Consider the following 17,962-nt stretch of genomic DNA (forward strand, 5'->3'; position numbering starts at 1 on the left):
CACACCCGGCGCCTCAAACAACCACGAAAACAACCACGAAAAAGAGCCCCCGCCGGCCAATGGCCACAGGGACTCTTTTGCGGTTGCGGCAGCCGCCGCGAACTGCTCCGGGCTGCTACTCGATGCCGGCGGCCATGAGCTGGGCGCGCAGTTCCCGACGCTCGCGCTGCTTCTCGGGGTCCGGAAGCGGCACCGCTGCCAGCAGCCTCTGCGTGTATGGCTCCTGCGGATTGCGAAGGATCTGCTCCCGGGTCCCCTGCTCCACGATCCGGCCCCGCTGCATCACGCAGATCCTGTCTGCGAGCACATCAACCACGGCGAGGTCGTGCGTGACGAACAGGCACGCGAATCCCAGCTCCCTCTGCAGGTTCTGGAAGAGTTCCAGGACCTTTGCCTGCACCGAAACGTCGAGCGCCGACGTCGGCTCATCCGCGACCATGAGCTTGGGCTGCAGGGACAGCGCCCGGGCAATGCCGACGCGCTGCTTCTGGCCACCTGACAATTCATGCGGATACCGGTTGCGGTAGCCACGCGGCAGTTCCACCTGGTCCAGGAGGGTCTCAATCCGTTTCTGCAGATCGACGCCCTTGGCGACCCCGGCGAGGTACATCGGTTCGCCGATGCTTTCGCCGATGGGCAGTCGCGGGTTCAACGACGACGACGGGTCCTGGAACACCATGCCGATGTCCCGCCGCACTTCGTGCAGTTGCTTTCCGTTCCGCTTCGCGGCGGAAATGTCCTGCCCCACCACACGCATGCTGCCCGCGGCTACAGGCAAGAGCCCGACGGCGGCGCGTCCAATGGTCGTTTTGCCCGACCCGGACTCGCCGACTAGGCCTACCACCTGGCCGGGGTAGATCACGAGGTTGGCTCCCTCGACAGCGCGGAACGCGGGAACCCGGCCCTGCTTGGGGTACTCGATGGCGACGTCGACCAGCTCAAGCACCGGCTCACCCTTGGGCTTGGCTGCTTCTTCCGCCGCCGCCTTCAGAGCGGCCTGGTTCTCAAGTTCCCGGCGAACCAGCTCATCGTGATCGACCGATTCCAGCTCGGAGTGGGTAGCGGCAGCCAATGCCGCGGTGACGTCGACGTCGGCGCTGTCAGCACCCTGTCCCAAGTGGGGAACAGCAGCGAGAAGAGCTTGCGTGTATTCGTGCTGCGGGTTACTGAAGATCTGCTGGGCAGTGCCGCTCTCCACGATGACGCCCTGGCGCATCACGGCAATTCGATCGGCGAGGTCGGCCACAACGCCCATGTCGTGCGTGATCAGCACGATAGCGCTGTCCAGCTTGTTGCGCAGGTTCCGCATCAGATCCAGGATTTCAGCCTGGACAGTCACATCCAAGGCAGTGGTGGGTTCGTCTGCGATCAGGAGTTTGGGATCACAGGACAATGACTGCGCGATCATGGCTCGCTGCCGCTGGCCGCCGGAGAGCTGGTGCGGATACGACTTGAACGCCTTCTCCGGGTCCGGCAGCTCCACCAGCTCGAGCATGCGCAAGGCCCGCTGCCTGGCTTCATCGGGGGAAATCGAGTTGTGCAGCCGTATCGTCTCCACTATCTGTGTACCCACGGTGTACACAGGGTTGAGCGCCGTCATGGGCTCCTGAAAGATGACCGCGACATCCTTGCCGCGGACTTCCCGGATGTTGCCTGACTTCTCACCCAGCAGCTCCTTGCCCGAGAGCTTGACGCTCCCCCGGACACGGCTGTTGCTGGGCAACAAGCCAAGCAGTGCCATGGAGCTTGCGCTCTTGCCGGAACCGGACTCACCGACGATCGCGAGGACCTCGCCGGCCCTGACCTCGTAGTTCAGTCCAATGGCGGCAGGGACCCATTTCTTGTCCACGCCGAAGTCGACGCTGAGGTCCCGTACTTCCAGGACCATGGCCCCGCGCGCGCTCTTATCCGACTCGGTCTCGAGGTGGGTGGCCTCCGGTTCGGGGCTGGCGTTGTCAGTCATGTTGGGTCTTCCCTTCCGACCGGGCCACCCTCCAAGGGGTGATTAGTGAAGTAGCCCGGAATCCTGAATTATTAGGGGCATGAGCAGAGCGCCGTATGCCGGAAATGTAGAAATCTTCAAGGCCCGCACCAGCAAGATTTTTGCTTGGATCTGCTGGGCAGTTGCCGTTTTCGGAGTGGTCATTACTCTCGTGGCAGCCGGACCGCGAGCCCTTCCCGGAACCACTCCCCTGCTCTTCGTAGCGTTTCTTGGCTGGTTGCTCTTCTGGCGCCCGGTTGTGGTGGTACGGGATTCCGGCGTCGCGCTGGAGAATCCCTTCCGGACCATCGATGTTCCGTGGGATGCCCTGGTGCAGGTTGATACCCGCTATGCCCTCACTCTGGTGACACCCCGTAAGAAGTATCCTGCGTGGGCTGCTCCCGCGCCGGGAATCTGGGGCGGGCGCAATGCCCGCCCAGAGCACCTCAAAGGACTTCCGGGCACCACCTACGGCCCCAGCAGCTCGGTTCGCCCCGGAGATCTCAAGAACACCGATTCCGGCGCCGCGGCGATCCTCGTGCGCACCCGTTGGCAGGACCTCGTAGAGGCCGGACGCGTGGAACCCGGACGGGCTGAAGACGCTTCGGTGACCGTTGCCATCGGATGGTTCCGGATAGCAGCCACGGTAGTCTTGGCCGCGGCCAGTTACTGGGCGGTCTTCATCTAGGAGGTTTCCCTGGACGGGTAGCACTCAGCTGCCCTTCGAGGCGTCGGCAAGCGGCGCCGTCGTGCTCGAGTGGCGCGTGGTTTCGACGGCGGTCTTGGCTTTGAACTTCTTCTGCCGCGGATCGAAGGCGTCCCGCAGGCCGTCTCCGATGAAGTTGATGCTCAAGCAGATGAGGATGATGAATAGGCCTGGGAACCAGAACAGCCACGGCCGTGTGGCGAACGCTTCTTGGTTCTGGGCAACCAGCAGTCCGAGCGAGGTGTCGGGAGCCTTCACGCCGAGGCCCAGGTAGCTGAGTGCCGTCTCGAGCAGGATCGCAGCCGACATGGTCAGCGTCACGTTGACGATCAGCACACCGACGGCGTTGGGGAGGATGTGCTTGAAGATGATCCTTGCGTTGGACGCTCCGGAGATCCTGGCTGCGTCTACGAACTCCCGCTCGCGCAGGGTCAGGAACTCACCGCGGACCAGGCGGGCGAGGCCCACCCAGCTCACAAAGCCGAGAAAGATGCCGAGGACGACGACGCCGTTGTTGGCGGCAAATCCGGTCAGCCAGCTTCCCTCATCCCTGCGGTTGGCTATCTGGCCAACAACGGCCGCGAGGAGCAGCAACGGAATGATGATGATGACATCGGTGAGGCGCATGAGGATGGCTTCGACCCAGCCGCGGAAATAGCCGGCGAGTCCCCCGACGATTGCGCCGACCGCGCCCGCGATGCCGCCGATCAGGACCATGACCGTAATGGACTGTTGCGCACCGCGCATGGTCATGGCAAACAGATCGCGTCCAATGCGGTCCTGGCCAAAGGGGTGCTCTCCCCAAGCGAGCGGCCAAAACGAGGAGGTGGGGACGCCGTCATTGACCAAGGGCGAAACATCCACATGGTTGTACTTCCACCATCCGGGAATCCCGAATGCGCCTACCGAGGTGAAAGCGAGCAGGAAGATCACTGCAAAAACCGCGAGCCCGATCAGGGCGCCGGTGTGGCCGAAGAACCTCTTGCGGACAATCTGGCCTTGGCTCAGGCCGCTGGTAACTTCGCTGCTTGCGTGGGTGGCTGCAGCTTCGGCAAGCGCCTGTTGCGCGAGGAGTTCTTCCTCTTGAGTTGGCTGGCTCATGCTTTGATCCTTACGCGTGGGTCGAGCGCGGAGTACGCGAGGTCCGCTATCAGGTTGAAGACCATGGCGGTGATTGCAACACAAAGGAACACGCCCATGACCGGGTTCGGGTCCGTGTGCAGCAATCCGTCGATGAACAGGAAACCCATGCCCCGAACGGAGAAGACCGTTTCCGTGATGACGGCACCACCGATCAACGCACCGATGTCAAAGGCAACGATCGTTGCAATCGGGATCAGGGCGTTCCGGAAGGCGTGGCCCATGATCACGGAGCGTTCGCTCAGGCCCTTTGCCCGCGCAGTCCGGATGTAGTCCATGTTCATGATTTCGAGCATCGACGAGCGTGTGAACCGGGTGTAGCTGGCCAACGACACAAGGATCAGGGCAATCGTCGGCAAGATGAGGTGGGTCAAGGTGTCTGTCGACATGATCCAGAAATCGCCCTGGATGTTCGGGGTTCCGGCCCCGATCGTGGCGATCGGACGCCCGCGCACCCGGCTGTTGTTGAAGTAGGACGGCCAAGCCTGCATGAATTTGTCCACGACCACCAGGAACCCGACCAGGAAGGCGGTCAGTCCTGCCGCGCGCATGGACTGGCCGCGGTCGTAACCGCCCATAAAGTACCCCACCGCGACGCCAACCAAGATGGTGGCGATTGCCAGGATGAAGATCATCAGCCCGGTCGCGTCATTGAGCAGCGGTTGCACAGCGAAGTAGGCAACCACGCCGATGCCCACCACGATAAGGCTCGATTGCAGGGCCTTGCGGTTTTTGAGTCCGGAAACCAATATCGTGATTCCGAAGGCGATTCCCACGCCCATGATGGCGATGATGACCGGCCCCAGACCCGGATTGCGGAACCATTGGGTAAGCGAGAAGTAGAAGAGAATAAGCGAAACGGCCACAAAGACCGAGCCTCCGACGATCAGTCGACGCTTCACCGCGCCGCCGACGACGACGGCCCCGATGACGCCCAGGACGGCCCCGATTCCAAGAGCCACGGCCGGCGGTATTTCCGGATTTCGCAGGAAATCATTAAAGCCGATGGCACCGAATTCCTTGAGGAGAACGGCTACCCAGAAGATCGGCAAGGAGAAGAAGAGGAACGCCATGAAGGTTACGCCATAGTCCAACGCGCTGTACTGGCGGAGTGCCGTCACGATGCCGAGCGAAATGCCGATGAGGATCGCAAGAATTGTCGCACCGGTAACGAGCGTCAGGGTTTGGACCAGCGCGAAGCCGAGCGCCTCCGTGATTGGCTGCCCAGCGATGTTCTTACCGAGATTGCAGGCGTTGCCGAAGGGAACCAGACACTGGGCGGCGCCTCCCAACCACTTGAAATAGCGCAGCGGCGCCGGTGTGTCGAGATCTAGGAGATTGATTCGCGCATCCATCAGTGCTTGCCGGTTCGGCGCGCTGCTGGTGCGAAGCTCTTCCAAGGGGTCTCCGGACAACGCCGTCAGGAGATACACCAGGAAGGATGCTCCAAGGAGTATGAATGCGGCGGTTACGAGCCGCCGGACGATATAGGTCACCATGGTGAAGAACCTCGAAATCCAGGCCCGGGGTCTCCGGCGCCTATCGCAGAATCGTGCCCCTTCCCTGCTTGAGGTCGGTGGGGAAGCAGACAATGTGCCGGTTCGCCAACCCGAAGGCGCCGGGACCATGTTACGTCGGTCCCGGCGCCTCGGCTGGCGATATTGCGCGCTAGTTGGGCCTTACTTCTGAGCCCACTCCCAGAAGTTCCACCAAACGCCAGTCTGGTTCGGCATGAGCTTCACACCGGTGATGCGGTCGCTGTAGGCGTCCACGTTCACGGACTGGAAGAGCGGCACACCGTAAGAGCTGTCCCAGATCTTCTTGTCGATCTGCTTTTGGAGATCGTCCTGCTTGCTGCGGTCGGTGGTGACCACGAGTTCTTCCATCAACTTGTCAGCGTCAGTGTTGCTGAACTGGTTGAAGTTGTTGCCACCAGCGGTCTTGAAGATCTGCGGAACGCCGGAGACACCGACGCCCGGGTTGATCCAACCGAAGATGGTGGCATCGTAGCCGCCCTTGCCCAAGGCCTTGCCCCAGTCGGACTTGCCCAGGCCGCCGTCGACGATCTTGAAGCCCGCCTTGGTGGCGGATTCGCGGATCAGCGAGAAAGCGTCAACACGGTTGGGGTTGTCCTTGTTGTACATGATGCGGATTTCCGGAGTAGCGCCGTTCAGGAGCTTCTTGGCGCCATCAATGTCCACGTCCTGGTAGGCCGAGGAGCCATTGTTCTTGGCGGAGTCAGCGTAGGCAGCCTGCTGGGGAACGAAGATCTGCGAGTCCAGCGGCTTCGCGTTCGGGTCAAGCTTGCCGATGATCTTGCTGACGATGTCCTTGCGGGGCACCGTCTTCATGAAGGCGGTACGTACGTTTTGGTCGGCCAGCGGACCCGAGAAGTTCAAGTCCAAGTGGTCGAAGGCCAGCTGGTTGCCCTGATCGACAGTGACGCCCTGGCTGGAGAGTGCCTTCAACTGTTCGAGAGTGTCCGCGGAAGCCTGCGGGGCAATGATGTCCGCCTCGCCGTTCTTGAGGGCCTGCACTTGGGCAGGTGCCGAACCGATGTACCTGACGGTGATTTCGTCAAGGTTTGGAGTCGGTCCCCAGTTGTAGTCCTTGTTGCGGACCATCGTGAGGGACTGGTCCTGGTTCATGCTCTTGACGATGTAAGGACCGTTTGAGAGGAACAGGGTCGGGTCAGCGGGAAGCGTCTTCGTGTCGAAGCCGGTGTTCCACATGTCCGACATTGCCTTCAGCTTCGCGTCGGCGGGAAGCGGGGCCTTGGAGTCTCCGCGCGGCTTGCTCTTGAAGAAGTCAATCAAGGCCTGGGTGTCCTTCAGGCCGGCCTTCTGCGCGAGGACGTGGGCAGGAACGTCAATGCCGGGACCACCAAGCACGATCTCCCAGTCAGCGAACGGCTTGGAGTACTTGAGCGTGAGGGTCTTGTTGTTGTTACTGATCTCCGGGAAGTCCGTCAGGCTGAGGCCCGTGTTGTCACCAGCATAGGAGAAATAGGACGTACCCGTCTTTGCCTTGGGATCGGCGTCGTCGTAGTAGCCGGAGAAGGCCGCCCACTGGAGGAGGAGGTCAGCTGCGGAGACCGGGGTGCCGTCAGACCACTTCACACCATCGTTGATGGTGTACTTGACGGTCAGCGGGTTGTCCGAGACCTTCTCCATCTTGCCGAACTTGTCGTTGTGAACGACGTTCAGCTTATTGTCGATGTAGTAGAAGCCCGAGTGCGTTGCGTAACTGACCTTGGAGTTGATGTCAGTGTTGCCGTCGGCTGTGTTGGGGTTGAACGTGTTGAAAGCGTTGACCTCGACCACAGTGGCCGTGCCACCCGTCTTGGCTGCTCCGGTGGATGGGGTATTGCCACCGGAATTGCCGGCACAGGCGCTCAGTGCGATCGCGGCGATTGCCGCAATACCCACTGCTTTGGAAGTACGTCCGAAACGCATTCCGCCTCCTATTTTTTTGAGTGGAAAAAGCCGGCGCTGTTGACTCCGGCAGACTGCCACAACCCCCTCAGCAGGCTTGTGGCTCGTCTCACATGAGCAGTAGCCTAGCGCCCGGAACGGATCTTTGGGTCTAAAGTTTCCCGCCGGTAAAGTTTGTTATCGAGATGCAATCATTGAAGGACGTCCTAGTGGTTCCGTGATCCGCGCCAATATGAGAAGAGCCCCGATTGACGGCGAATCGGGGCTCTTGTCAGTTAATTCCCCATCACTGAAGCGTGTTTGGCGCGAGCTCCGGCCCGGGGCCGCCTGCCGCGCTAGCCGATCCAGGTCCCTCGAGTGGAGGACCAATAAACGGTCCCATGGTCAAAAGATTGGGCCCAGACTCCGAATCCGGAATAATATTCGCCCGTTCGAGGCAGTCCCAACCGTCCGTTAGGCCCGCCGTTGTTCCACCAAGCGGAGCCGATGCCACCGTCCACACCGAATGCGTTGCCCACCGCACCGTTCCACACGACGGTGCCGGCCTCGAAAAGCTGGTAGGTGCCACCGGGCGTCCAGATTTCTTCGGTCCGCGGATATCCGTACTGGTAGAGGCCACCCATGGCGTCCCAGCGTCCGAGGATGCCACCCCGCACTGAATGTGTTCCTGTTCCGGCAGACCAGTAGTAGTATCCCCGCTGGAACTTCTGGCTCGCGCCGTTGCGGTATGCGTAGCCTTCTGCTTCCAGGGGATAGCCGAGGGCTGACGATGGACCGCCCGCATTCCACCATGAACCGGCGATGCCACCGCGGACCGGGTGGGCGCCCGACCATGGCGACCAAAGGATCCAGCCACTGGTGAAGTCCTGGACGCGGCCGCCAGGAACGTCGTGCTCCTCGGTCTTCGGCAGGCCTGCGTGCGCAAAGTAGGCGCCTCCATCCCCGCTCCAGTCCTGGTAAATGGCTCCCCGCACGCCGTACGTCCCGAACCGCGGGCTCCAGACGATCGTGCCCTGCTCGAAGTCCTGGGCGCTCCAGCCGCTTCCGTCCCAGGCGCCGTACTCGGAGTTTGTCGGCTGACCGTACCAGTACCAGCCCGAGTTCGTGTTCCAGTAGTCTCCAATGGCGCCGCTCGGGCCGTAGATAGATGCGGCCACCTGGGCATTACGTGACGCTTCGACGGATTGCGGAGGCGCTGCCTGCGCTTCCGACCCGACGAGCGCCAGCGCTAACGTGACTGCCGCAGCGATTACTGTCGATTTCAGCTTCATGAAGTTGTCCCCCTATTTGATTTTTCGGATCATTCCGGCCGGCTCGAGCTTCGTCGCGCGGCCTGCAAAATGGCGGCACGATTGCTCGCGTCAAGCCATCCTTGGCAAACGATAATCGAAACTGGCGGTGGTGGCCCGGTTTGACCCGCCACGGGGTATCCACGCATCGGATTGGGGTCTACGTTGGGGTTTATGGGCGAAAAATTCACGTATGAGGGCGGTCCCCGCGACAAAGAACGCAGCGAGGGCGAGGTATCGGACTTCCCTGAGATTCTCCCCGGCGGAGAGTACCAATGGTCTGGTTTGACGCATGGCCAACCGCTAACCGACGAACCTGCTATTGAGTCCGATGACGGCGAGCCCGCGACCGTAGTCTGGTACCCGAAAACCGACTAACCCGGCCTGTGTGTGGACTTCTATAGGCGCCGTTTCAGCCCTACGTGGGCGGTCCGATATCCGAGGCGGGTGTAGAAGGCTCGAGCCTGTTCCCGCGCTTCGTCGGTTGTCACCTGTGCCAGTTGCGCCCCGCGCGCACGTCCAAAATTGTGTGCCCACTCAAGCATCGCGGTGCCCAAGCCATGTGAACGCTCCGCGGCCGCAACTCGCAGTCCCTCGATCTGCAGCCGGGAAGAACCACCGCGGGAAAGACCTGGGATGACGGTCAATTGCATCGTGGCAACTATGCGATCGGAATCATTGCGGACAACCCCCAGATAATTGGATTTGTCGCGAGCAACCAGGTTGTAGGCCGCCTCATATTGTTCGAGCTTGACGCACTCGCGGTCGGGACCGAACTGATCATCCGACAGCAGCGCGGCGATGGCCTCAACATCATCGCGACTCGCCCGTTCCAGCCTGAAGGTTCGGCCCGCCACCCGCAGCAGTCCTCGAACCGATGACCGCGCATCTGCCTGCAAACGAGCGACCAGCAGATCAAGCCATCCTCCGACGTTGGCTCGAGCCTCAACGGTGTCGGGATAACGGCATCTCAAGTGCAGGCCGGACTCGTCCAGGATGAACCAAAGCATGACGCCGTCGGTGTCGATTGTCGCGCTCACATATTGGGCGTCGAGTCCCACGGAGTCGATTCGCACCGGGAGTCTGCGCAGGTCCAGCCAGGAGATAGCGAACATACCGGGAGCTACGGGCATGCCGCCCCATGGAGCCAGCACGTCCGCGAGCGGCCACGAGCCAAGCTGCACAGCCTCTTTTACCGCGGCAGCTGCAGCGCGCGGCTCGGCGACCGCGGACTCAAGCACCGAATTAGTAATGAACCAACCAACCGAATCATGCCATTTGTCGTCGAAGCGGCTGTGCACGGGAAAAACGGCCCGAAGCGAGGTTCCCGCCAACTCGCGGGTCACTGCTGTCATCGCCACAACGGCGAGTGCGAGAGTTGAGACACCCTCGTTTCGGGCCTGTGCTGCAAATGCTGCCCCGTCGTCGAGGTCGAACACATCGCGAACTTCCACACGCTCGCGCTGCGGATCGGGCGCACCCAGGGGCAGCGGGAATTGCGGCATGACGCCGCCGCTGTCCCCGATGATTTGTTCCCACCGGTGGCGCACGTGGTCCGGCGCCGCATTCCGATCCTGCAATGCTTGCGTGTGTTCAACAAATGCCGGCGCCGGCTCGGGCAACGGTTCACGGCCTGCCTTCCCAGCATCGAGCGCCGACAGCAGGTCCCGCGCGATCACCAGCATCGACCACATGTCGACGTGTGCGTGGTCGGCTGCAATCACAACCGTGAGTCCAGCAGCAGTCTCCAATACGCACAGCCGGTGTGAGGGCTGTTGGTATGGCGAACATGCGGCGTCGAGAATGTCCCGCACGGCGTCATTGACCGCCTGGCCAGGAGACACCTGATGCTCCACCCAGGTTCCAGGAGCAATATCAATTTCGTGAAGCTCCGGATCACCATCCGCACCGGGCACGAAGGCGGTTCGCAGTGTGCCGTGACGGGCGATGACAGCCAGCCAGGCTTCGGCAATTGACTCGCGACGAGTTGGCGTAGGCAGTCGAAAGGACATTGCCATCCAGGAGCCGGGCCGGGAGCCCGCTCCCACATGGAGCCGCTGGTCAAAGGACACCGGAAGACGATGGCCGAGCGCCGACACACTGATGTCGTAGCCCCAAAGTCGTCCGAATGGTAGGCGCAGGTGCGTGACGTTGGTCAGCCGCATGGCAGCATCCTATCGCCCCCGATAGCCTGAATGTTCAACGCGACCGCTCGACAGGACGCGGTCAGTCACGAAACGAGGAGCCTGATGCCCACTTTCGAGGTTCCCGGAGCCGAGCTTGCGGTTGCGTTGAGCGACGAAGGCGGACACCCGGTTGTCCAACTGCATGGCCTCACCTCAAGCCGGGCGCACGATCGGCTGCTCAACCTCGACCTCGGCCGAGGGCTCAGCGGAACTCGACTGCTGCGGTACGACGCACGCGGCCATGGCCGGTCCACGGGCCGGAAGGTTCCTGACGAATATCAATGGCAAAACCTCGCCGACGACCTCCTGCGGCTGCTCGACCACTGGTTCCCTGGCGAACGTGTCCACGGAGTCGGTCCCTCCATGGGTACAGGCACACTCTTGCACGCCGCTTCCCGCGAGCCAGACCGCTTTACCGGGCTCACGCTCATGGTGCCACCCACCGCGTGGGAAACCCGAGCTGCACAGGCCGCAAACTACCGGGTTGCCGCGGCGCTCATCGAGTCTGTTGGTGTCGAGGCATTCCTCGCCACCACCCGCGGTGCAACTCCGCCGCCGGCCACAATCGGTGCGCCGGAGACGCGGCCCGACGTCGGTGACGCCCTCTTGCCGTCGGTGTTTCGAGGCGCAGCACTCAGCGATCTTCCTGCCCGTGAGGACGTCGCGCGAATCGACGTACCGACGACGATCCTGGCGTGGGTCGATGATCCGGGCCACCCGCTGTCAACCGCGGAATCCCTTGCCGCACTGCTCCCCCAAGCAACACTGACGGTGGCCCGCACCCCGGGAGATGTCGAAACCTGGCCTAATATCCTGAGCCAGGATGTCGCCGGTTCGGGTTAAGACAGGATGATAGTTACCCGATCAGGTAGACCATGCCGCGCCCCTCGTCGGCGAGATTGGTGGCGAAGACCCGAGCCCGTCGAAGATAGCCAACGGCATACTCGACGTCAAGGTCCCGATCGACACATGGCGAATCCGGCAACCGCAGCCTCACCTCCGCATCAGAGATATCGTCCAAGTCCTGAGCAATCGCCAAAACCTCGGACGGAGTCAAGGCCCTTACCCACGGATCCCAACCTTCGCCATGCATGGTCACGTTGCCTTCAAACATACGAAAAGCGGGTCGCGCCGCCATGGCCGCCCCCAATGGGGCCGTGAGAACCTGCAGATGCCGCCATGCCTTGTCCAGATAGAGCATGTCGCGCTCAGATATCAATTGCTCGAACGTGGTACCACTGGACCCGACACCAGGGTCAAGGCCCCAAGCATCAGCAAGCGGATCGACCGACACGAAGGTCATCGGGTCGGAAAGCACCTGTTCAGTGAGGTCGCCGTCGAATGCATATGCGTAATATCTGATTCCCATTCACCAAGTATTGCCAAAGCGCAAGCTGCGCAGGACGGCTGAGTTGCGTTATGTGGATAACTCGCGAGATGAACTGTACCGGCATGTCGATGACCAGCCGCACCGATTTGTTCACGCGACCTTGAGAGGCGTGATGGCCGCGATCTGCCCAGCCGCACGATCTTCGGCAACGTCGAGATCGTAATGCGTCTGCAGGTTGAGCCAGAACTGAGCCGACGTTCCAAAATACTTGCCGAGACGTAGTGCCGTGTCGGCTGTGATCGCACGCTTGCCGTGCACTATCTCATTGATTCGGCGCGGCGGCACATGGATCGCCACGGCGAGCTTGTTCTGCGTGATGCCGAAACCCTCAATGAAATCCTCCATGAGAACTTCACCCGGGTGAATCGGCGCAAGATAGTCAATGGTAGTCAACGATCTCCACCTCCTCTGGTCCAGCGTCTGTCCACCTGAAGCAGATCCGCCACTGGTCGTTTATCCTGATGCTGTATTGACCCGCCCGGTCACCTTTCAGTGCTTCGAGCCGGTTCCCCGGCGGAACGCGGAGATCCTCGATCGACTCCGCGGACCCCACCTGGCGAAGCTTGCGGAGGGCGGACCGAAGGATCCGTGAATCCATCGAAGCCACATGCTCACGACGCCACAGTCGTTCGGTGTCTTTGCTTCCGAACGACCTGATCATGACATCAGGATATAACGCACAGCGTTAATAACGCTAGACGTTAAATCGGAGCCCCGCCACGTTCCGTCACAGGGAAGCGTCTCGGCACGACGTTGGGCTGCGCGCACGATCCGGAGGAGGAAAGCGGTTCGCTGTGGACCGTCCGAGCCCGCGATTGCCCGCCGGCTGAATGCTGGGGCTCGGCCATCGACGAAGGACCGGGCACCTGACCAGGATGTAAACGCCGTGCTCGCCGTGGGCAGCAGGCGTCCGGCCGGCGAAGTCGCCCTGATCTAACCCGTGCCGGATAGGACGGCGTAAATATCGGCGCCACCGCAGCGAGCGGGTGGTTAGGCTGGGTGGATGGCGACAGTTATTCTCGTGCGGCACGGCCGCACCACAGCCAATGCCACTGGGCTGCTGGCGGGTCGGGCCGTCGGCGTCAGCCTGGACGAGATCGGGCGCGACCAGGCGGCTCTGACCGGAGACCGGCTCGCGGCCGTGCCCTTGGTCGCGGTGGTGTCGAGCCCTCTTGAGCGTTGTCAGCAGACCGCCCAGCTCATCCTCGATCGCCAGGTTGGCACGCCGTACGCGCCGGTCGATCCCGATCTCACCGAGTGCGATTACGGCCAGTGGCAGGGCCGCACGCTCAGTGATCTCGCGACCGAGGAACTGTGGCCGGTGGTGCAGTCCCAACCGTCCGCCGTCGTCTTTCCCGGCGGTGAATCCATGGCCGGGATGCAGGCTCGGTCGGTGGCAGCGATTCGATGCCACGATGCAGCCTTTGAAGCCGAGTACGGGCCAGGGGCGGTGTGGGTGGCGGTGAGTCACGGTGACATCATCAAGTCAATCCTTGCCGACGCGCTCGGCATGCACCTTGACCTGTTCCAGCGTATTACCGTAGGCCCCGGCTCCGTATCGATCGTGCGCTACGGCGCTAGCCGGCCGAGCGTCTACGCAACCAACACCGACGCGGGTGATCTGTCGTGGCTGTCGAACGGCATCCCGTCTGGCGATGCACCGGTGGGCGGCGGTGCAGGGCAAAAGGCGCCCTGAACCTCATGTGCCTAGAATACTGACATGCCTACACGTGTTCACGAGTTTGCCTGGCCTGATCGGGTCGTCGTCGGCACCATTGGCCTTCCGGGGGCGCGCACGTTCTACCTGCAGGTGCGCGCAGGGACGCAGATCGTGAGTGTCGCCCTGGAGAAACAGCAGTCGGCCCTGCTCGCGGAGAAGATCGACGAAATTCTCGACCAGCTGATCACCGTCGAGGGCAACCCTTTCAGCGTTCCCACAGGTACCCCCATTGAACTTGTCGACAATGACCAGCTCGACGCCGTTCAGGAGCAGTTCCGCACCGGTGCCATGAGCTTGGGTTGGGACCCGTCCACCGCCCAGGTCGTACTCGAGGCCTACCCCATCACCGATATCGATGCTGATGACAACGACGCATCGCTTGATGAGGACGGCGCTAACGAGTCCGAAATGCTGCTGGTGCGAATGCCGGTCGGCACCGCCCGCGCATTCGCCAAGCGCACCCGTGAGATCGTGGGAGCCGGGCGTCCGACGTGCCCGCTCTGCGGTTACCCCATAGACACCGACGGGCACATCTGCACCCTTCCCGAGGTCTGATGCCAACGCCGGACCTAGTGACCGCCGAGCTGACGCTCACCGGCCGCATCACGACGGCTTCAAACGCTACATTTCTGGGACGCATCGGCGACGTGGTGGTCGTCTATAAGCCGATAGCAGGCGAAACTCCGCTGTGGGACTTTCCCCACGGCACCCTGGCACACCGGGAGGTGGCCGCCTACCTTGTCTCGCAGGCCTTCGGCTGGGACATCGTGCCGCAAACCTGGCTGCGCGATGGTCCGATGGGCGAAGGAATGGTGCAGCTCTGGCAGGAACAAGACCCCGCCCAAAATGCCGTGAACCTGGTCGCGACAGACCACGTGCCCGAGACGGGCTGGAAACACGTTCTCGATGGACGAGATGAGAACGGACGGATGGTCGCCCTCGTTCACGAAGACTCGCCAGCGCTCAGACGCATGGCGGTGTTCGACACGGTCGTCAACAACGCCGACCGCAAGGGGGACCACATTCTTGCCATGACGGACGGACACCGGCACGGCGTGGACCATGGGCTCACCTTTCACCGTGACCACAAGCTGCGCACGGTGCTGTGGGGATGGCTGGGAGACCCCCTGACCCCCGAGGAATGCGAGGGCATCGATCGTGTCAGCGAAGGACTCCACGGCAGGCTGGGCCGAAACCTGGCGGAATTGCTCAGCGCCGAAGAAATCGCATCCCTAGCCGCGCGTTGCGCCCGGTTGCGCTTGGCAGGGCGGTTTCCGGCTCCGAGCGGCGAGATGTCAGCGGTGCCCTGGCCGCTGTTCTAAGGGAATTGGGCCGGCATGGAGCTTTCGGCTTGGGGCGGGGGTCGATTCGCCGATGTGTGGGTGGGCCTGGCCGGGGTCAGGGCCCATCGGCCGTCGGCCGCCGAGGAAGCCTTCGACAACTGCGCCCTCGGGATCCACAAAAATCGCGCCTCGAAGCCCTGGTCCGGGTTCCGCAGGATTTACCAAGGTTTTCCCCACATCACCGTAAATCGTGCATTCAGCCGTTGATGTTCGGGCAGACTTATACCGTCTCCCGGCATTCCCACCCGGCACCCAATCTAGGGACCCATGAAATCACGTTCTACCCGCATGTCCGCGGTGACCCTCGGCCTGCTGCTCTCACTGCCCGGCGGCCTTATCGGCGCCACCACCTCCACCGCCGCTCGGGTTCCCGTGGCCGTGCCGGCCTCCACCTACTCTGACGCCTTCGCTAAGAAGACTTTGGACCTGATGAATGCAGAGCGCGCCAAGGTCGGCGCCAGGCCCCTGGTGTGGAACCAGCGGATCGCTGACGTTTCGCAGGACTGGGCAAACCATCTTGGCGTCGCCACGATGGACCCCGCCTTCAACTTCGCCACCATCCACCGGGCGGACGCCGGCGGCTCGCTCATCCCCGCGGATGCCAGCATGTATCGGGAGATAATCGGCTTCAATTTCACGCCGGAACAGATCGTCGGCTGGTGGATTAACTCTCCTAGCCACAAGGCCGCCATGCTGGATCCACGGCTTACCGACGGCGGGCTCGGCTACGTCGTCCCCACCTCCGGACCGTACCAGGGCTGGCACTTAGTAGTCTCCAACATGGCTGCCTACCCGATGACCAACCCTCCTGCCGCGCCGGCGTCGAAGTCCCCGATCGGGGCCAAGGCTGCCTCGTACAACGGTTCGATCGGGGCCGCGACCAGCCCGGAGGTTTCCGGGCTCAAGTACGGCGGCTCCTTCCAGTGCTACCAGGTCGGCTGCATCCTGTACTCCCCAGCTTCCGGGGCGCACCTGACCATGGGTGCCATCCGCAGCAAATGGGCTGAAACCGGATTCGAGAACGGGCGCCTGGGCTACCCGGTCACCGACGAGGTGCCGGGACTCCGGAACGGCGGTATCTACCAGGAGTACCAGAGCGGAGCCATTCTCTGGTCCCCGGCCACGGGTGCCCACATCTCGTTCGGCGGCATCCGCACGGTGTGGGCCGCGACCGGGTTTCAGGACGGACGCCTGGGCTACCCGGTCACCGACGAGATCGCCGGGCTTCGGAACGGCGGCGTGTACCAGAACTACCAGAACGGGGCCATCATCTGGTCCCCCGCGACCGGTGGCTTCGCCTCCTCCGGCGGGACCCGCTCCATCTGGGGCTCCACCGGTTTCGAGAACGGCAGGCTCGGGTACCCGACCAGCAATGAGTACGCGACCGGCCCGGGAGGTGCTGTAGCCCAGAACTACGAGGGCGGCGTGATCCACTGGACGCCGACGGGATGGTGGGTCACCTACATCTAGGCCCGTCTGTAAAAGTCTCCTCGCTTCACCGGCACGGGCGTTCGGCGCTCACCGGGCAGTACGAGGAACCCGATGAGAAAATCTCAGTAGTACGTGACCGTTGTGCCATAGCCGCTGGTCCAGGTGAGGTAGCCGTGCTCGAAGTACTGGCGGGTGCCCCAGTAGTACCTCGGGTAGGCGGTGTAATCGTTCCACCAGAGCTCTTCGGTCGTCGGGTACCCAAGGCGTCCCCATGCCCACTTGAGGGACTCATATACCTTCTTGTCGCCATTCATGAGGCGCTGGGCGCCGGTGGTGGGAGACCACCAGATGATGCCATTCTCGAACCACTGGTAACACCCGCCTCCGGGCCCTGTGCAATTTTCGTCGCTGATCGGGTAGCCGATCATCTGCATGGGGTAGCCCGACGAGTTGTAGTCAGGCCACACCCAGTTGGCGCGCTCGTAGGCGCGCATGATCGCGCCCCACACGACGTGAGTTCCCGAGGTCGGGGACCACCAGATGATCCCACCTTGGAACCACTGATAACAGCCCGATTTGTCGACGTTGTCGACGATCCACGAAAAGCATGTCTCGGGTCCCGTCGGGTAGCCGAGACGACTCGCCTCCGCTCCCATGTACCGCCACTTGTCCCGTATTGCCCCCTTGACGGTCTGGATTCCGAGGCCAGCGGTCCACGTCAGGCTGAGGCCGGGGAAATCCTGTTTGCACCCGTTTTGCGCGAGCCCGCACCTCTCGTCGCCGAGCGGTATCCCCACGCTGTTGGGGCCGATTGACATTTTCCACCACTGGAGGATCGCACCTCTCATGGTGACGGCGCTCGATGCGTTCGCGAGCATGACCCCGTTCTGGAACGGCGTCTCGCAATAACCGGCCGGTAGTTGCCAGGAACATCCGACGCTCTGCGGGGCACCCAGCCAGCTGTTTTCGGCTCCGAGGGCGTTCCAACGCTTCCAGACTTGGCCGGGGAGGTCGATGTGGCTGAGGTTCATGGCGGGGTATTCATAGTTACGGCGGACGACGGGTGCTGAGGGGTCGTTTGGTGCGGCCAGAGTTTGTGCCGCGCAGCCTCCTTTGGGGGGCAGGCCGCACGTGATCGGGGAGACCCATTGAGGGCTCGGGGAACTGCCCTGGGAGTCGAGGCTCATAACGATCTCTGTATGGCGACTCAGGGTGAATGCGGCCGCGCCGTTCGGCACCACGATGATCGCGTTTTCGAAGCCTTGCTGGTCCGACTCCGGAATTCCGATGGAGGAGGCCCCGTCAAAGTGGATGTTGTCACGGTCTGGCATCCCGTATGTTG

16 protein-coding genes are annotated in these 17,962 nt (G+C 62.4%); 6 read left to right on the forward strand and 10 right to left on the reverse strand.

From position 1 onward, the window contains the following. Positions 1–115: 115 nt before the first annotated feature. On the reverse strand, positions 116–1,963 hold the full coding sequence (locus tag AB4074_RS13905) for an ABC transporter ATP-binding protein (RefSeq protein WP_441413901.1): 1,848 nt from the start codon (positions 1,961–1,963) through the stop codon (positions 116–118). A gap of 79 nt (positions 1,964–2,042) precedes the next feature. On the opposite strand from AB4074_RS13905, the gene AB4074_RS13910 reads away from it, so the two are divergent. Further along, positions 2,043–2,669 carry a PH domain-containing protein gene (locus AB4074_RS13910; RefSeq protein WP_441413902.1) on the forward strand — a complete coding sequence of 209 codons (627 nt, stop codon included), beginning with the start codon at positions 2,043–2,045 and terminating at the stop codon, positions 2,667–2,669. Between the two features lie 24 nt (positions 2,670–2,693). Here the strand turns inward: AB4074_RS13910 and AB4074_RS13915 are convergent, their stop codons facing one another. The 5 genes from AB4074_RS13915 to AB4074_RS13935 form a co-directional block, all read right to left on the reverse strand. Then, complete coding sequence (locus tag AB4074_RS13915; protein ID WP_437770930.1) at positions 2,694–3,788, reverse strand: ABC transporter permease; 1,095 nt, start codon at positions 3,786–3,788, stop codon at positions 2,694–2,696. Continuing rightward, the gene (locus tag AB4074_RS13920) at positions 3,785–5,326 is read right to left on the reverse strand and encodes an ABC transporter permease (RefSeq protein ID WP_441413903.1); all 1,542 of its coding nucleotides are present in this window, start codon (positions 5,324–5,326) and stop codon (positions 3,785–3,787) included. Before AB4074_RS13920 ends, AB4074_RS13915 begins: the two co-directional genes overlap by 4 nt. 180 nt (positions 5,327–5,506) lie before the next feature. After that, positions 5,507–7,282, reverse strand: coding sequence for an ABC transporter family substrate-binding protein (locus AB4074_RS13925; protein ID WP_441413904.1), 1,776 nt, complete (start codon positions 7,280–7,282; stop codon positions 5,507–5,509). 314 nt (positions 7,283–7,596) lie between these two features. Continuing rightward, complete coding sequence (locus AB4074_RS13930; protein ID WP_441413905.1) at positions 7,597–8,532, reverse strand: hypothetical protein; 936 nt, start codon at positions 8,530–8,532, stop codon at positions 7,597–7,599. 416 nt (positions 8,533–8,948) lie between these two features. Further along, complete coding sequence (locus tag AB4074_RS13935) at positions 8,949–10,715, reverse strand: GNAT family N-acetyltransferase (RefSeq protein WP_441413906.1); 1,767 nt, start codon at positions 10,713–10,715, stop codon at positions 8,949–8,951. An 84-nt stretch (positions 10,716–10,799) separates the two neighbouring features. Between AB4074_RS13935 and AB4074_RS13940 the strand changes: the two genes are divergently transcribed. Next, on the forward strand, positions 10,800–11,579 hold the full coding sequence (locus AB4074_RS13940; protein ID WP_441413907.1) for an alpha/beta fold hydrolase: 780 nt from the start codon (positions 10,800–10,802) through the stop codon (positions 11,577–11,579). A gap of 13 nt (positions 11,580–11,592) precedes the next feature. Here AB4074_RS13940 and AB4074_RS13945 read toward each other — a convergent pair whose 3' ends face one another. From AB4074_RS13945 to AB4074_RS13955, 3 genes are all read right to left on the reverse strand, one after another. After that, positions 11,593–12,105: a hypothetical protein gene (locus tag AB4074_RS13945; protein WP_441413908.1), complete on the reverse strand. Its 513-nt coding sequence runs from the start codon at positions 12,103–12,105 to the stop codon at positions 11,593–11,595. Positions 12,106–12,216: 111 nt separating this feature from the next. Next, positions 12,217–12,519 carry a HigA family addiction module antitoxin gene (locus AB4074_RS13950; RefSeq protein WP_234748386.1) on the reverse strand — a complete coding sequence of 101 codons (303 nt, stop codon included), beginning with the start codon at positions 12,517–12,519 and terminating at the stop codon, positions 12,217–12,219. Then, entirely contained in the window at positions 12,506–12,787 is a 282-nt protein-coding gene (locus AB4074_RS13955; protein WP_234748389.1) for a type II toxin-antitoxin system RelE/ParE family toxin, read from the reverse strand. Before AB4074_RS13955 ends, AB4074_RS13950 begins: the two co-directional genes overlap by 14 nt. A 342-nt stretch (positions 12,788–13,129) precedes the next feature. Between AB4074_RS13955 and AB4074_RS13960 the strand changes: the two genes are divergently transcribed. The 4 genes from AB4074_RS13960 to AB4074_RS13975 all read left to right on the forward strand — a co-directional run bounded on the left by AB4074_RS13960 (position 13,130) and on the right by AB4074_RS13975 (position 16,659). Then, positions 13,130–13,822: a histidine phosphatase family protein gene (locus tag AB4074_RS13960; protein WP_441413909.1), complete on the forward strand. Its 693-nt coding sequence runs from the start codon at positions 13,130–13,132 to the stop codon at positions 13,820–13,822. Positions 13,823–13,846: 24 nt separating this feature from the next. Next, complete coding sequence (locus AB4074_RS13965; protein WP_441413910.1) at positions 13,847–14,401, forward strand: DUF3090 domain-containing protein; 555 nt, start codon at positions 13,847–13,849, stop codon at positions 14,399–14,401. Then, the gene (locus tag AB4074_RS13970) at positions 14,401–15,168 is read left to right on the forward strand and encodes an SCO1664 family protein (RefSeq protein WP_441413911.1); all 768 of its coding nucleotides are present in this window, start codon (positions 14,401–14,403) and stop codon (positions 15,166–15,168) included. Before AB4074_RS13965 ends, AB4074_RS13970 begins: the two co-directional genes overlap by 1 nt. A gap of 288 nt (positions 15,169–15,456) precedes the next feature. Then, positions 15,457–16,659, forward strand: coding sequence for a CAP domain-containing protein (locus AB4074_RS13975; RefSeq protein ID WP_441413912.1), 1,203 nt, complete (start codon positions 15,457–15,459; stop codon positions 16,657–16,659). A gap of 83 nt (positions 16,660–16,742) precedes the next feature. Here AB4074_RS13975 and AB4074_RS13980 read toward each other — a convergent pair whose 3' ends face one another. Then, positions 16,743–17,951: an LGFP repeat-containing protein gene (locus tag AB4074_RS13980; RefSeq protein WP_441413956.1), complete on the reverse strand. Its 1,209-nt coding sequence runs from the start codon at positions 17,949–17,951 to the stop codon at positions 16,743–16,745. Positions 17,952–17,962: the final 11 nt, after the last annotated feature.

The sequence above is a fragment of the Arthrobacter sp. 2MCAF14 genome, assembly GCF_052115645.1.
GTDB lineage: Bacteria > Actinomycetota > Actinomycetes > Actinomycetales > Micrococcaceae > Arthrobacter.

What these genes read in the sequence shown, in the direction of transcription:
- AB4074_RS13905 (WP_441413901.1), bottom strand. Translation starts at nt 1,963, where the DNA reads ATGACTGACAACGCCAGCCCCGAACCGGAGGCCACCCACCTCGAGACC.
- AB4074_RS13910 (WP_441413902.1), top strand. Translation starts at nt 2,043, where the DNA reads ATGAGCAGAGCGCCGTATGCCGGAAATGTAGAAATCTTCAAGGCCCGC.
- AB4074_RS13915 (WP_437770930.1), bottom strand. Translation starts at nt 3,788, where the DNA reads ATGAGCCAGCCAACTCAAGAGGAAGAACTCCTCGCGCAACAGGCGCTT.
- AB4074_RS13920 (WP_441413903.1), bottom strand. Translation starts at nt 5,326, where the DNA reads ATGGTGACCTATATCGTCCGGCGGCTCGTAACCGCCGCATTCATACTC.
- AB4074_RS13925 (WP_441413904.1), bottom strand. Translation starts at nt 7,282, where the DNA reads ATGCGTTTCGGACGTACTTCCAAAGCAGTGGGTATTGCGGCAATCGCC.
- AB4074_RS13930 (WP_441413905.1), bottom strand. Translation starts at nt 8,532, where the DNA reads ATGAAGCTGAAATCGACAGTAATCGCTGCGGCAGTCACGTTAGCGCTG.
- AB4074_RS13935 (WP_441413906.1), bottom strand. Translation starts at nt 10,715, where the DNA reads ATGCGGCTGACCAACGTCACGCACCTGCGCCTACCATTCGGACGACTT.
- AB4074_RS13940 (WP_441413907.1), top strand. Translation starts at nt 10,800, where the DNA reads ATGCCCACTTTCGAGGTTCCCGGAGCCGAGCTTGCGGTTGCGTTGAGC.
- AB4074_RS13945 (WP_441413908.1), bottom strand. Translation starts at nt 12,105, where the DNA reads ATGGGAATCAGATATTACGCATATGCATTCGACGGCGACCTCACTGAA.
- AB4074_RS13955 (WP_234748389.1), bottom strand. Translation starts at nt 12,787, where the DNA reads ATGATCAGGTCGTTCGGAAGCAAAGACACCGAACGACTGTGGCGTCGT.
- AB4074_RS13960 (WP_441413909.1), top strand. Translation starts at nt 13,130, where the DNA reads ATGGCGACAGTTATTCTCGTGCGGCACGGCCGCACCACAGCCAATGCC.
- AB4074_RS13965 (WP_441413910.1), top strand. Translation starts at nt 13,847, where the DNA reads ATGCCTACACGTGTTCACGAGTTTGCCTGGCCTGATCGGGTCGTCGTC.
- AB4074_RS13970 (WP_441413911.1), top strand. Translation starts at nt 14,401, where the DNA reads ATGCCAACGCCGGACCTAGTGACCGCCGAGCTGACGCTCACCGGCCGC.
- AB4074_RS13975 (WP_441413912.1), top strand. Translation starts at nt 15,457, where the DNA reads ATGAAATCACGTTCTACCCGCATGTCCGCGGTGACCCTCGGCCTGCTG.
- AB4074_RS13980 (WP_441413956.1), bottom strand. Translation starts at nt 17,951, where the DNA reads ATGCCAGACCGTGACAACATCCACTTTGACGGGGCCTCCTCCATCGGA.